Here is a 14,594-nt window from a genome sequence, read left to right on the forward strand (position 1 = left end):
GCTTATGTAACCGCGTTAAAAATTCTACTTACCTACTTGTCAGGCAATGAATAAAGATTAACCAGAAGCCCAACATTTACACAGGCACAACTAAAAAAAACTGAATAGGCACAGCTGCATAAGTTGATCAATAAAATCAGCTATCGGGGGTTAAAAAGCCTTCGAGCCAGAGAGGAAACAGACGCATCTTTGCATCCCGCCGGGATTCACGCTGCACTTTAGAGAATGCACTACGGCATTGACGTTTTACTTCAGAGGGTAAGTTTTTTTTAATCCATAGTCCGCCTATGGCCTGATCCGCACTGGTATAAATGATGCTCAGATCATTGGCTTTTACCCAGCGTTTAGCCAACGGCCCTGCTATTGCAGCTGCAAATACATCGCCATGCAGCAACATTGTCATTGAGCCCTGATAGCCACCGGTAATATAGATATCATCACTGGCAACTTTAACGCCTGATTTATTTAATGCGGCCTCGGCTAGCTTACGCCCGAGATAGGCATCATCACTTACAAAAGCGATACGCTGACCTTGAAGAGCCTCCAGCGATGAGATTGCAGTACTTTTCTTTACCAATAGTGAACTTGTTAAAGCCTGGCCCTGCCATGTTCTTGGCTGTGCCAAAGACTCATAGGCCGAAACAAGCTCTTTGTCTGCTGGCGCCACAATAAACTTAAGATCAGTGCCTGACTGACCTCTGACAACTCTGATATCACAGCCTTCAGGTTCAAGAAATGATTCCAGTGCTGTTATATTTTTGTCACTTAGTCGCCCCCCTTCCGCTACATCTATATGCAGGGATAGTGGCTCGGCATAAACAGGCGATGTTATCAGTAGCAACGTCGTAATCGATGCTATTAAGCAAGTATTATATTTCCGGATCATAACAGTGCTTCGTTATTAATACATATAAGATACATGTTAAGACAGATAGCATCAGACCAAATTGATATCGATCAAACTGCTATTAACCAAACTACTTTTAACCAGATTACTATTGATTAGTCTAAAGCAGTTTCAGGTTGCTCAAAAAAACACCTGTCTCAAAGACTGTCAGAACCCTTGTGTTCAGCAACCCTCTTTATTTATCATTATCTTTTGCTCTGTCCGGCAATAACATGTTCTTTAAGGAAATTATCAATGACACTAGCTGCCTGGTTTTCACTTTTAGCAATCTGCTGCCTGGGCGCTATGTCACCCGGCCCCAGCCTGGCCGTGGTTCTTAAACAAACGGTTGGCAACAGTCGAAGTCACGGGCTGGCTGCCAGCTGGTTTCATGCGGCAGGCGTAGGTCTATGGGCATTTGCTACTATTTCAGGTCTGGCAATTCTGGTGGCCGAGTCAGAACTGGCTTTTAAGCTGATCACCTGGCTGGGAGCAGGCTATCTTGCCTGGATAGGCGTCAAAGCAATTAGAGCCGGCCGGGCTGGCACGCTCACTATCGATAAAAGTGAAAACGTATCCCTCTGGACAGCGGGCACTGAAGGCGCCATGATTTCGCTGCTTAATCCCAAACTAGCTGTGTTTTTTATCGCACTGTTTTCCCAGTTCGTCAGCCCCGATGCTACGATGACTGATCAGTTGATTATGACTGCCACCGCGGCACTGGTCGATGGTATCTGGTACAGCATAGTTGCACTACTGCTATCCCACGGCCCTATACTGAAAACATTACAAAACAAAAGTGCACTGGTTAACCGGATAACAGGCGGTATTCTTATTGCCCTTGCAGCCCGGGTAGTTACTCTCTAGATAACTACCCTCCAGACACTAATCTCCAGGCCGTTACTCTCTAAGCAGTTGTTATCTAACTAATTACGCCCTAGATAGTTACATACCAATGTGAAATAAACAGCAAATCTCTCATCAACAAACTAGTCATTAAAACAGTACCATCCTCATTTCAAGCTCCAAAGGTACTAGTTAGTACACTAATCAGTACCCCTGGAATATCATTCAAAGCATTTAGCATCATAACAATCACTTTAATGACTATAGCCAACAGCCTTAAAACAACTTATCGATGGTCACCAAAAAAACATTATCATCATGACCCGCTACATGATTCAGATTCTCAATGTGAGTTAGCGAGAACCTGGCACTATCTAAACCTGTGATGCTGGCATCATAAAATACCCGATAATCAGTTTGACGCTCTTGCGGGGCCAGATCGATCTCCGTCTCAGATAGAGCAAACTGATTTCCCCGGTAGCCATCAGATAAGGTCAATGTCACCGGCGCCTTTGTCAGCGCCAAAGGCTGCTGCAGGAGCATTCCAAACACATCACCTTTGGTAAACAAATTATTGGTAAGCCCGCCGAGAGCATAACTACTTGAAAGCCAATTTTGAGTTTGTGTAAATAAAGGACTATTTATACTACCAACGCCGGTCAATCCGGTGTAAAAAGATGAAAAAAGAACTGTTTCAGGAGATAACCTTACATCCGCCTGCAACCCAATCAACGTTGTTTTTGCTACTTTTCGGTTAGCAAATGCCCCCTGCCCCTCACTGCCTAAAAAGCGCTGTGACTCCATTAACTGGCCAACCTGAGCGCGCCAACTAAATGCAGGTAGAGGCCTGGACTCAAATGAAATGACTGTGGCATTGAAATCATCTGAGTTCATGGCTCCGACAACGATATCTGACGTCTCATTAATACTTTGAGATAATGAGAAACCTGCTACAGTATTTTTACCTGAACCTATGTTATCAGACCCCATCTGTACATAAGGATTACTCAGCACCTCCTTGATTGGCTCATAGGCAATATCCGTTGCGCTAACAAAACCTGGAAAATATTCAGGCGAGTGACTAAACCCAGCTGAAAAAATTTGTTCGTTATCCGTTACCTGTACCATCAGCTGATATATGTTGTCCTCAATTAAGGTATCAGAACGAACAACTTCTAACGCCAACCCATTATGAAGAGCCAAACGTTCAAAGCTTTTAGAAATTCGTTGCCGCTCCACTGCTCTGTCAAAGTCGTAATCAGTAGACGGGGAGTTAACTAAACTACCAAGATTGATCCGATAACCCGCATTATATTGATCAGCCACCATCACATCGATCTTTGAAAAAGAGTTGTTAGCGCCCAACACAGCCCCCGGTGTAAACACAGAGCTACTCAGCTCAATATTCTCACCCGGCAACACCAGCGATGTATTACCTACCGGCTGAGTAGCAGCATCAAGATCCAGCGCACCATTACCATACTTATTCTGATCAGCGTAGATACCCGACTTATCGGCCGTATCTAATAATTTCTGACGTAACTGCTGCGGACTCATAGTAGGAAAAGCTTCAAACAGCAACGCTAGCGAACCCGATACCGCAGGCGCTGCCATCGATGTACCCAGGTAGGCACCATATGTATCACGTTCCCCTGAATTTGTAGCATCCGGAAGACCCGAAATAATATAATCACCTGGTGCGGCTATACACCATTGCTCTGATCTACCGCAAGGCTGGGCATATGAAGATAAACTCCCTTCAGGGTCAAGACTGGTGACAGCCAACCAGGTGTCTTCCAGTTCAGGAAAGAATTCTGGTAACGCTGCATACAAGCTTGGTTGAGCATAATCCTCACCACTATTACCGGTTGACCAAACACTGATTATATTGGCACTATCGGCCTCTTTAAGGGCCACATCAAATTGAGGTAAAGTGCTTTTAAACTCGACAGCAGTCACATTACCTGTCGTCGCTGTGGCAGCTCCCCAGCTATTGTTTATTATCTGACTGCCGCTAGTAACAGCATAGTTATAGCCACGAGCCAGAGCGGTATCGGGGAAAACGTCAGCTACTGAAAAATCCGGAAAAATACCGTCTTCATCGGTAACTTTAATATTGACCAACTTCGAATCAGGCGCATAACCAATTCCTCTATAATCATCTTTTTGCGCAGCAATAATACCTGCAACATGAGTGCCGTGTGCGCCGCTATCATTAGCGACCGTCCCCCCTTCAAGTGAATGATATGCATCATAACTGGACAAAAACTGATCATTTGCAAACTGCTCATGATTTTTATAAATACCTGTATCTACTACAGCGATAACAACATCTTTTCCAGTAAAGCCTCTTTGATGTGCAACCTGCCCTTTAGAAATACCGTAGCCTCCCGTAAAGGTATATTCATCATCTGATTCGAAACGGGCCGGCAATTCCTCTTCATACGGATTGAGTGTGTCTTTAGTTTTTTTATCTGATCCACCACCGCCTCCCAGTGCAGCAGCTACCGCCAGACCTCCACCAAGCCACAACAGTGCACGCGCTTTAGTTGGTGGCGTTGTCAGATACTCTGAATCATTAAACGCTGCAGCTGTACGAATTTCCTGGATACTTGCCCCTTGAGCTACCGCCGAAGAGATAACCTGCCGGGCAATAATACGACTCTGACCGGGCGTTACTAGACCGACTGTATCGATATAAACACTTAACCCCTTGTCCGGGTGATATGACAATACCTCCTGCACAACAGGCACCAATGTCTGCCCGTCACCTTGCGCTGCCTGCAATATCGATTCTAACTCTTGCTGGGTAAGACGAGACTCATAGCTTTCTAATTGAGCAGCCTCTTCAAGAGCGACAATATAATCATCAACAGTGGTCACTTCGGAGGGGAGAGAGGCGGCACTCGCAGCCTGCAATAAAGGAAAAGGTGAGGAAGTTAACAGCGAGCAACTGACAACAAAAGTCAGTGCTGATCTTTTTATCAACATATATAAGCATCCTTGCTTTGCTTTCTGGCTTGGTTAGCAAATAAGTTCAGCCCCAATCCATGGGTCTATTTAGGCTTTATAATAAAGCCATAAAGTCAAAAACACACTGATAAATAACAAAAAACAGACCGGTATCGCATAAATCTGTTTTCTATTACAAGCTTTTTAATGATAAACAAAAAAGCCCGGCTAATAGCCGGGCTTTTTAAGATTTAAACTGACTATACCATCAATCGGCAATTTCAGCGTTGTGGTAAATATCCTGAACGTCTTCTACGTCGTTCATCATTTCGATAAACTTCTCAAACTGCTCAACATCTTCACCACTCAGCTCTACCATTGTCTGTGGTACAAACGCTATCTCTTCAACCTCGATAGTCATGTCAGGATAAGCTTCATGCAGCGCGGTCTTCGCCTTGAAGAACTCTGTATGAGGGGCATAAACAGTGATCTTGCCATCCTCATTCTCAATATCAGCAACATCAACATCCGCTTCCATCAAGGCTTCGAGAATTTCATCTTCATCGCTGTGTTCAAATACGAATATTGCACGATGATCAAACATATGCGCAACCGCACCCTGACCACCCAGCTTGGCTTTACCTTTATTGAAGGCTACCCGCACATCACCGAAAGTACGATTGTTGTTGTCTGTCAGGCAGTCAACAATCACCATACATCCACCCGGACCGAAACCTTCATAACGCACAGGAACAAAATCTTCACCGCCGCCGCCTGCAGCCTTATCGATCGCTTTATCGATAACATGCGCAGGAACCTGATCTTTTTTTGCTTTATCGATCAAACGACGCAGTGACAGGTTAGCATCAGGATCAGGGCTACCATTTTTAGCTACAACATAGATCTCTTTACCATACTTAGCATACAGTTTGGATTTAGCTCCCTGTGTTTTAGCCATGGAAGCCTTACGTACCTCAAAACCTCTTCCCATTTGAAAATCTCTTTCAGACAATTGAATCAGTGAATAATTCTAATAGCACAACGCCTATAGCACTAGCACGACTGACCCTTTAGTTAATTTTTTAGCATTTAAGCTGGAATTCAATGATACTGATACAAAAAAACGCGCTATGTGCGCGTTTTTAAAGTATCAGGAGTTAGTCTTCAGCAGCCGCTTTAGGCGCTTCCAGATTCTCATACATCAGAATTGGATCAGACTCACCTTCGATCACACCTTCATCGATAACCACCTTACTCACCCCTTCCGTTGAAGGCAGGCTGTACATGATATCCAAGAGGTTTTCTTCCAGAATAGAACGCAGACCACGGGCACCGGTTTTACGGGCCAGAGCTTTAGCAGCAATTGCATTCAATGCATCATCACGGAAGTCCAGCTCAGCACCTTCCATTTCAAACAATGCACTGTACTGTTTGGTCAGTGAGTTCTTAGGCTCGGTCAGAATCTGGATCAACGCTTCTTCATCCAACTCACCCAGTGTTGCGATCATCGGCAGACGACCCACAAACTCAGGAATAAGACCATATTTTACCAGATCTTCAGCTTCCAGCTCGGACAGCGTATCAGTCACGGTTTTAGCGTCTTCCTTACTGCTTACAGCAGCACTGAAGCCGATTGAGCTCTTTTCGCTACGGTTCTTGATCACCTGATCCAGACCGGCAAACGCACCACCACAGATAAACAGAATGTTGGAGGTATCAACCTGCAGGAACTCCTGCTGAGGATGCTTACGACCACCTTGTGGCGGTACCGAAGCAACTGTACCTTCAATCAGTTTTAGCAACGCCTGCTGAACACCTTCACCGGATACATCGCGGGTGATAGATGGGTTATCAGACTTACGTGAAATCTTATCGATCTCATCGATGTAGACAATACCCAGCTGAGCCTTTTCGACATCATAATCGCATTTCTGCAACAGCTTCTGAATAATGTTCTCTACATCTTCACCTACATAACCCGCTTCAGTCAGCGTAGTTGCATCGGCGATAGTGAAAGGTACATTCAGCATCCGCGCCAGCGTCTGAGCCAATAGCGTTTTACCACTACCGGTAGGGCCGATCAGCAGGATATTACTTTTACCCAGCTCAACGCCTTCATTGCCAGCAGCCTGCTGAAAACGCAGACGTTTGTAATGGTTATAAACCGCAACAGACAGCACTTTCTTGGCCCGTTCCTGACCAATAACGTACTCATCAAGGTTATGCTTAATTTCGGCCGGAGTCGGTAGCTGATCACCCTCTTCCTGGGTTTCTTCGGCTTCCTGAATCTCTTCTTTGATGATGTCGTTACACAGATCAACACACTCATCACAGATAAAGACAGACGGACCCGCTATCAGCTTTTTAACTTCGTCCTGGCTTTTACCACAGAAAGAGCAATACAGCAGCTTGCTGTCTTCGCCACCCTCTTTGCCGTTGATATCATCGGACATTCAACTACCTCTGTCTGTCTTTGCTCTATCAAGCAAAGACCTTATTTTTCTTTACCGCTGAAATAAAAGTATAGCGGATAATGTGCCGCGCTTTAATTGAAACTTCAAGCGCAGATAGGCGACAACCTTAACGGCTCGCCATAACCTGATCGATCAGGCCATACTCTACCGCCTGCTCAGGAGACATAAAATTATCCCGGTCAGTATCTTGTGCGATAGTGTCCATATCCTGGCCACAATGATTCGCCAGAATACGGTTTAATTTTTCACGGATAGTGAGAATTTCCTGAGTATGAATCTCAATATCAGTCGCCTGACCCTGGTAGCCACCTAACGGCTGATGGATCATCATCCGCGAATGAGGCAGACAGTAACGCTTACCTGCAGCACCACCAGACAATAACAGCGCACCCATGCTGGCAGCCTGGCCAATACACATAGTGCTGACATCTGGCTTTATAAACTGCATGGTGTCATAAATAGAAAGACCGGCAGTAACAGATCCACCCGGTGAGTTGATATACAGGTGAATATCTTTATCCGGATTCTCTGACTCCAGAAACAGCAACTGCGCAACAACCAGGTTAGCCATGTGGTCTTCGACCTGGCCTACCATAAAGATCACCCGCTCTTTGAGCAATCGGGAGTAGATGTCGTATGAACGCTCACCACGGGCTGTCTGTTCAACAACCATGGGTACCAGACCATTACTTGTAATTACAGTAGGGCCATTATAAAAATCCGACATTGAATTCTCTCCTAAGTCCTTAGAAACGCTTTAACAATACAGGTCCTGACAAACAAAAACGGCGGCCGACCAAAGCCGACAGCCGTTCTCTATAAACGCAAGATTAAAAGGGGCTATTAAGCCTCTTCTTCAGCTTCTTCGGCAGCAGGAGCTGCAGGCTTGATTGCGTCTTCGTAGCTTACTTCAACTTCGCTTACCTTAGCAGAATCCAGCAGCAGATCCAGTACCTGATCTTCCAGAACAAGATTCTGGATCTGGCTCAGCATTTCCTGGTTGCTGTAGTACCAGTCAATTACCTGCTTTGGCTCCTGGTAAGTAGAGGCCAGATCTTCAACTGTGGTACGAACGCGATCTTCGTCTACTTTCAGTTCGTTAGCCTTAACCACTTCTGCAACCAGCAGACCAACCTGAACACGCTTCACAGCCTGAGCTTCAAACATCTCTTTAGGCAGCATGTTTGGATCGATGTTCGCATCCGGACCACCGAACTGCTGAATTGCCTGCTTGCGCAGCTGATCAATTTCACCATCGATCAGAGCTGCTGGTACTTCAATCGCGTTAACCTCAACCAGCTGACCGAAAGTTGCTTCTTTCAGCTTAGCTTTCAGCGCCTGAGTAAGCTCACGCTCCATGTTTTTACGCACTTCAACTTTGAAGCTATCAACATTATCTTCTTCAATACCGAACTTAGAGAAAAACTCTTCATTCAGTTCTGGCAGAATCTGCTGAGATACTTTGTTCACTTTAACGTTGAACTTTGCATCTTTACCTTTCAGGTTTTCAGCGTGGTATTCCTCAGGGAAAGTAACGTTGATCTCTTTCTCGTCACCCGCTTTTGCACCATCTAAAGCAGTTTCAAAACCTGGAATCATGGTGTTAGAACCTAATACCAGATCCATACCTGTCGCAGTACCGCCGTCGAATGCTTCACCGTCGATGAAACCTTCAAAATCAATGTTCAGCTGATCGCCTTCAGCAGCAGCTTTATCTGCATCTTCAAACGAAGCCTGCTGCTTCTGCAGAGTTTCAATCATCTGATCAAGATCAGCATCTTTTACTTCAGCGGAGCTCTTTTCGATCTCAACGCTGGAGAAATCAGCCAGTGCGATTTCCGGATACACTTCAAAAGTTGCAGTGTAAGAGAAATCTTCACCTTCTTTATCGTTGTTGAATTCAACGTTCGGGCCACCAGCTGGCGTCAGGTTTTCCTGCTGCACTGCTTCGTAGAAGCTCTGCTGAATTACTTCACCTACAACTTCCTGACGGATACCCTGACCGTAGCGCTTCTTAACCACTTTAACAGGCACTTTACCAGGACGGAAACCGTCCAGACGTGCAGTGCGGGCAGTTTGTTGAACACGCTTAGCTACATCACTGTCAACACGCTCAGCTGGTACAACAACTGTCATTTGACGCTCAAGACCTGTAGTGGTTTCTACGGATACTTGCATGGAATTCCTCACAAATTTATTTGTATCGTTACAAATCTGAATTATTGATCGACTGTCCTACCCTGCGGGTCTTAACAACCGATACCAGAATTTCTAAAGGCGGAAATTGTCCGGGAACCGTGCCTATTAGTCAAGTGAAAAGCGTTGAATATCAACGGATACAGAAGACTTAAGCCATACTGGACAAATAGATTAAAAAAGAAAGCAAAAATGAGAACAAACAGGAGTAAAACAAGGGGATAAATTGGGGTGGACGATGGGGTTTGAACCCACGACCGCCGGAATCACAATCCGGAGCTCTACCAACTGAGCTACGCCCACCACAGCGCTTTCCGAAGAAAGAAGAAGTGTTAATGGTGCGAGTGGGGAGACTCGAACTCCCACACCGTAAGATACTGGTACCTAAAACCAGCGCGTCTACCAATTCCGCCACACTCGCATAACACTTTGTAATTTTTACGGTATTACGAACCGAGCGGGATTGTAAATGAGTCCTGAATTAAGGTCCAGTATTTATTACATTTTTTAGTGTCCGCTAAACACTTTTTGTATTGGGGTGGACGATGGGGCTTGAACCCACGACCACCGGAATCACAATCCGGGGCTCTACCAACTGAGCTACGCCCACCATTACAATACAAACTTGCATCAGACCAGTTGCTGGCGCGCCCGGCAGGGGTCGAACCTGCAACCGCTCGCTTAGAAGGCGAGTGCTCTATCCATTGAGCTACGGGCGCCTGATACTGCCCGACCTAGATTGAATGGCTGAACACTTCAGAAGTTTCCTGCCCCTCTCTCAAGGTGGAGCGCATAATATATATCGCTTCAGATTCAGTCAACACCCTTTTTTAATTTTTAAGAAAATAAACTACTTAGGCTAGGAAGGTGCGAATAAGTCCATTGTTTTCTCTGTGGGCTCTAGAACGGTCTAATGCGCGAAAGACAGTGCAGTGAAATGTCTGGACCTTTTCAAACTGTCTAACAAAGCAGGAGGCCGTTTTAGATCCCACCCTTCGGGGCTTTCAGAGAGACTGAATCTCGCTGTTAACAATTTTCGACGTACAACCAGTATGTCTGTAATTGTTGCCTTGATCTTCAATCTCTCTGAATGCCAGAGGCGTAAGGGACTTGTTCGCACCTTCCTTAGCTTAGTAAGCCTTCGAACCTGTCCTGAATACCCCGGGGTCAGTTTATTAAGTCGCCACTCTGATTTATCAATCTACTTAGACAGAACTCAACATTCCGCTGACCTGCCTCTCTCGCATAGAAAAGCCTGGCACTTATTTTCGTAGCTTCCTTATCACAAGTTATATCGACAAAGGCCAGTACCCCAATGGTACCAATGAACTCATCAGCAAACGTAAAAGTGTTATCTGAATAGAAGTTACAATTAGTGAGCAACCTTCATACATCTTAAGCTCGCTTAGACAATGACAGTTTCAGGAGATACTTCTACAAAAAAAAGCCAAAGGCTATACAGATAGTTTATTAGACATCTGAATAACAACTCCCCCAGACATACTTCAACGCCCTCCCTTGTCCTAATATTTCCCTTTATAGCGGCCATATTTATGCTCCACTGTATCCGCAATGAAAATCCAGACTAAATATAAAGGCTTCCCCTTGGCCGAAAACGACAACCATGAGACAATTCGCGCCACAAAAAAATGACTGAGGAATACAATCGAAAGATGAGCGCTCAGATAATAGACGGCAAACAGATTGCCCGAAATGTTCGCGAACAGGTTGCAGCCGGTGTACAGAACCGCTTAGATGCGGGAAAACGTGCACCATGTCTGGCTGTAGTACTGGTAGGCTTCGATGCAGCCTCCCAGGTTTACGTTAGAAATAAGAAAAATGCCTGCAAAGAGGTAGGTATTGAATCAGTATCCTATGATCTTCCGGCTGAAACCCCTCAGCAACAGTTACTGGATCTGGTTGATGAACTGAACGCTGATGCAAAAATCGATGGTATTCTGGTACAGCTTCCGCTGCCAGAACATCTGGATGCGAATGAGATTCTTGAACGCATCCGTCCTGATAAGGATGTTGATGGTTTTCACCCGTTTAACCTGGGTCGTCTGGCACAACGCCTGCCTGCCCTTCGTCCATGCACCCCTAAAGGTGTTATGACGCTGCTGGAATCTACCGGTGAAGCGATTCGCGGTAAAGATGCGGTTATCGTCGGCGCGTCCAACATTGTTGGTCGTCCAATGACACTGGAGCTTCTTTTAGCAGGTTGCACAACCACTACCACTCACCGTTTTACTAAAGACCTTGCAGGCCACGTTCAACGTGCAGATATCGTTGTCGTCGGTGTTGGTAAGCCAGGGCTGGTTAAAGGTGAATGGATTAAGCCCGGTGCAATAGTTATCGATGTCGGCATTAACCGACTGGAAGATGGTCGTTTAGTGGGTGATGTTGATTATGACATCGCTTCTGAACGTGCCGGATGGATAACACCGGTGCCCGGTGGCGTAGGTCCTATGACCGTGGCAACCCTGATGGAAAACACACTGGAAGCGGCCAACAATAACAGCTGATCAGGCTAACAACACCCGCAACAGTGAAAAGGCCTTTAACCCTCCACACACAGGAGTCCGTTAAAGGCCTTTTTTAATGCTGTTTTTAACTACGGAAGACTTTAATACAGTTCAGCATTAACCCGCCCGCTTGATACTTAACCGGTAAAAATACTGCTTAGGCGTCACCACCAGTGCTACACCAATGACAACCAAGGCCATTCCCAGCCAGGCATTCAAAGAAAGTTGCTCACCAAAGAACAGATATGCCAGCAAGGCCGTCACCGGCGTGACCAGATAAAAGATACTGGACACCCGCGTCGCCTCTCCTGCGCGAATCATCAGCATCAATAAAGGAATAGCACCCAGTGATATAGCCAGCACCATCCAGCTTAACGACAGCACCAATTCAGCATTCCAGTTAAAAACCCATTGCTCAGTCGATAAACTGACTATCAGAAAACCCGTCGCAGCAAACAGATATTGCAGCCAGGTGTTAAACAGCATCAGTCCAGTTTGGCCTACTCTTTTTTGTAACAAGGTTGCTATTGATATAGCTACCAGAGACATGACTATGGCGATTATCGAAGCTGAGCTCATTTCAGACACCCCGGCCAGACCAAATCGGCTTTCAATCACAACATATAAGCCCACCATACCAAGCAATAAACCGGTAACTGAAAACAGTGTCAGCTGTTCCTTAAATAGCCAGGCGGCTAACCAGGCCGTCAGAATAGGCTGCAAACCTACAATCAATGCGGCTATACCAACATCCATCCCCTTCTCTATCGCTATAAAAACGCCCCCCAGGTAACAGCAATGAATTAACAAACCCACGACTGCCTGCGAACACCAATGTATAGCCGTCGCAGATCTGAACAATCCAGTACCATGGCGCCACCATAACCAGCCACCCAATAGCACCACCACAATAGACATACGCACTGCCAGAATCGCAAGCGGCGGAGCGTGATCAACACTGTATTTAGATGAGATAAATGCACTACTCCAGAGCAAGATAAACAGCGCCGGGATAATGTAACGATGCAAAACACTCTGAGTCATGTCCCTATTCCAATTAGCAAATGATTGAAACAGTTTAAATTGAGAACGCTAGCTATAACAGTTTCAGTTTTTTACAATTGATATATAACAGTTACAATATTTACCATCTGTTATCGTTTTTTCTCCGTGAACTGTACCAGAACAAGGTTTCGATCATGACTCAGCCAATCTATCAGAAACTGGCAAACAATCTGCAGCAACAGATAAATCAGGGCAATCTCAGTCCCGGAGATAAATTACCCTCTGTGCGACGGTTGAGTTCAGAACAAAAAGTTAGCCCTGGAACGGTATTGAACTGTTACAGCTTACTGGAACAGATGGAACTGATCGAAGCACGACCTCAGTCAGGTTATTATGTGCTTCAGCCAAAGCCAGATTTAATGCGTCACCCGTCTGTCATGAAACCGGTCAGCAATCCGGTAAATGTCACTATGGGCGATCTGGCCTTACAAGTCGTTACAGCAACCGACAATCCGACGGGCACTCCGATGGGACCCGCCTACCCCAGTAATGAATTCAGTCTCAGCCGACAGCTATGGAAAGAGTTTGGCCGACAGACCCGCCAACATGCCAGCGCTCAGACTCCCCATGCATCTCCACTGGGCTACAGCGTACCTCCGGGAGACACTGAACTGATACGGCAACTTGCCCGGCATTACGGCCCCCTTAGCCTTGATATAAATCCTGAATCTATTGTCATTACTAATGGCTGTCAGGAAGCGTTGAATTTAAGCCTGCAAGCGGTAACAAAGCCAGGCGACATTGTAGCTGTTGAGTCCCCGGTGTTTTACGGCACACTGCAACTTATGGAAGCACTGGGATTAAAAGTAATTGAGATTCCCGCCACGCCTGAACAGGGCATCAGTCTGGAAGCCTTAAAAATGGCGCTACAACAGTGGCCGATTAAAGCTATTTTTCTCAGTGCTAATATTGGCAATCCGCTGGGTTACCTGATGCCTGACAGCCATAAAGAAGCACTGGTTCAACTATTACAACAATACGACCTGCCATTAATAGAAGACGATGTGTTTGGTGATCTTGCCTACACCCAGGGCAGACCCCTTCCTGTAAAGGCCTTCGACAAAGATGGCCGGGTACTTTGGTGTAGCTCTATTTCAAAAACAATTGATCCTGCTATAAGAATCGGCTGGTTATCGGCCGGTCGCTATCATGACCGGGTACGTTATCTTAAATACGTCAGCACTATGGCATCACCGACTATCCCCCAACGAGCTACCGCAAAAATTTTGCAAGGATCCGGTTACTATCGGCACCTGCGTATTATCAGAGACAGCTACCGCAAACGCCGCGATCAGATGATTAGCTGGACCCAACGTTATATGCCTGAGGCCACCCGAATGACCTTCCCTCAGGGTGGTTTTTTACTCTGGTTAGAGCTACCGGAAGGTTGCTGTAACAGTTTAGAGATCTATCATCGCGCGCTGGAACAACAGATCAGCATTGCACCAGGAATACTGTTTTCAGCCAGCGATAATTATCATCGCTGTATCAGGCTGAACTACGCTTGTGCTGATAATGAAAACTATGGCCGGGCTATTCGTACGCTTTCGGGTCTACTGCAATGACGCCGTGTAATTAATTGTTTAATAAATGAAATTTTGACTCTATATGGGTAGCAATTTCAGGATAATTTCAGTTTTCTATGCCACT

Annotated in this window: 10 protein-coding genes and 4 tRNA genes; 3 read left to right on the plus strand and 11 right to left on the minus strand. The window is 45.8% G+C overall.

What is annotated here, in order from left to right; translation table 11 throughout:
• Nucleotides 1-136 precede the first annotated feature (136 nt).
• Nucleotides 137-886, minus strand: a complete 750-nt coding sequence (locus tag EHS89_RS19030; RefSeq protein ID WP_124927762.1) for a phosphate/phosphite/phosphonate ABC transporter substrate-binding protein — start codon at nt 884-886, stop codon at nt 137-139.
• A gap of 255 nt (nt 887-1,141) precedes the next feature.
• Between EHS89_RS19030 and EHS89_RS19035 the strand changes: the two genes are divergently transcribed.
• Nucleotides 1,142-1,753, plus strand: coding sequence for a LysE family translocator (locus EHS89_RS19035; RefSeq protein WP_124927763.1), 612 nt, complete (start codon nt 1,142-1,144; stop codon nt 1,751-1,753).
• Nucleotides 1,754-2,008: 255 nt separating this feature from the next.
• Here the strand turns inward: EHS89_RS19035 and EHS89_RS19040 are convergent, their stop codons facing one another.
• The 9 genes from EHS89_RS19040 to EHS89_RS19080 all read right to left on the minus strand — a co-directional run bounded on the left by EHS89_RS19040 (nt 2,009) and on the right by EHS89_RS19080 (nt 10,073).
• Nucleotides 2,009-4,723 (minus strand): S8 family peptidase, encoded by a 2,715-nt coding sequence (locus EHS89_RS19040; protein ID WP_124927764.1) that lies wholly within the window; start codon nt 4,721-4,723, stop codon nt 2,009-2,011.
• 229 nt (nt 4,724-4,952) lie between these two features.
• Nucleotides 4,953-5,675, minus strand: a complete 723-nt coding sequence (locus tag EHS89_RS19045; RefSeq protein ID WP_124927765.1) for a YebC/PmpR family DNA-binding transcriptional regulator — start codon at nt 5,673-5,675, stop codon at nt 4,953-4,955.
• Nucleotides 5,676-5,841: 166 nt separating this feature from the next.
• Nucleotides 5,842-7,137, minus strand: coding sequence for an ATP-dependent Clp protease ATP-binding subunit ClpX (gene clpX, locus EHS89_RS19050; protein ID WP_124927766.1), 1,296 nt, complete (start codon nt 7,135-7,137; stop codon nt 5,842-5,844).
• A 127-nt stretch (nt 7,138-7,264) separates the two neighbouring features.
• Nucleotides 7,265-7,885: an ATP-dependent Clp endopeptidase proteolytic subunit ClpP gene (gene clpP / locus EHS89_RS19055; protein WP_124927767.1), complete on the minus strand. Its 621-nt coding sequence runs from the start codon at nt 7,883-7,885 to the stop codon at nt 7,265-7,267.
• A gap of 116 nt (nt 7,886-8,001) precedes the next feature.
• Nucleotides 8,002-9,336: a trigger factor gene (tig, locus tag EHS89_RS19060; protein ID WP_124927768.1), complete on the minus strand. Its 1,335-nt coding sequence runs from the start codon at nt 9,334-9,336 to the stop codon at nt 8,002-8,004.
• A gap of 245 nt (nt 9,337-9,581) precedes the next feature.
• Nucleotides 9,582-9,657: transfer RNA gene (locus tag EHS89_RS19065), tRNA-His, on the minus strand.
• A gap of 33 nt (nt 9,658-9,690) precedes the next feature.
• Nucleotides 9,691-9,775 (minus strand) — tRNA-Leu (locus EHS89_RS19070).
• A gap of 113 nt (nt 9,776-9,888) precedes the next feature.
• Nucleotides 9,889-9,964 (minus strand) — tRNA-His (locus EHS89_RS19075).
• Nucleotides 9,965-9,997: 33 nt separating this feature from the next.
• A tRNA-Arg gene (locus EHS89_RS19080) sits at nt 9,998-10,073 on the minus strand.
• 954 nt (nt 10,074-11,027) lie between these two features.
• Here EHS89_RS19080 and folD point away from each other — a divergent pair.
• On the plus strand, nt 11,028-11,879 hold the full coding sequence (folD, locus tag EHS89_RS19085; protein WP_124927769.1) for a bifunctional methylenetetrahydrofolate dehydrogenase/methenyltetrahydrofolate cyclohydrolase FolD: 852 nt from the start codon (nt 11,028-11,030) through the stop codon (nt 11,877-11,879).
• Between the two features lie 117 nt (nt 11,880-11,996).
• Here folD and EHS89_RS19090 read toward each other — a convergent pair whose 3' ends face one another.
• On the minus strand, nt 11,997-12,923 hold the full coding sequence (locus EHS89_RS19090; protein ID WP_124927770.1) for a DMT family transporter: 927 nt from the start codon (nt 12,921-12,923) through the stop codon (nt 11,997-11,999).
• Nucleotides 12,924-13,078: 155 nt separating this feature from the next.
• Between EHS89_RS19090 and EHS89_RS19095 the strand changes: the two genes are divergently transcribed.
• Nucleotides 13,079-14,509 (plus strand): aminotransferase-like domain-containing protein, encoded by a 1,431-nt coding sequence (locus tag EHS89_RS19095; protein ID WP_124927771.1) that lies wholly within the window; start codon nt 13,079-13,081, stop codon nt 14,507-14,509.
• Nucleotides 14,510-14,594 lie beyond the last annotated feature (85 nt).

Source organism: Amphritea balenae (genome assembly GCF_003858655.1).
GTDB lineage: Bacteria > Pseudomonadota > Gammaproteobacteria > Pseudomonadales > Balneatricaceae > Amphritea > Amphritea balenae.